Raw genomic sequence first — 267 nt, 5'->3', positions numbered from 1 at the left:
ACTTCCTGGTCCAGCTCTTCGGTCAGCTGATTCAGCCGCAGTTGGCGTTGTTCGCTTTCGCGTTCCAGGCGGGTCCATTCGCGGGTTTGGGGCAGGCCGTAGCCGTCGCCGTCGAGCAGTTCGGCCGGGCGGCTGAGATAGCCGCTACTGGCGAGGATTTCCTGCAGCGCGCCGTCAGCCTTGTTCAGGCTGGCGTCGCGGCCGCGGCCGCCGAGGTAGCGGTTCTTCAGCTCGTCCTGGGCCAGGAGCAGCTGGCGGCGCAGGGCG

At 68.2% G+C, this 267-nt stretch carries 1 protein-coding gene; it reads right to left on the bottom strand.

Going from position 1 to position 267, the window contains the following annotated elements; translation table 11 throughout:
- On the bottom strand, positions 1 to 267 hold a 267-nt coding region (locus Q5L94_RS13770; protein WP_317498920.1), incomplete at both ends, for a hypothetical protein.

Source organism: Idiomarina sp. Sol25 (genome assembly GCF_033052775.1).
Lineage (GTDB): Bacteria > Pseudomonadota > Gammaproteobacteria > Enterobacterales > Alteromonadaceae > Idiomarina.
The sequence above is the reverse complement of the archived record's forward strand: the minus strand, read 5'-3'. Positions and strand labels throughout refer to the sequence as shown.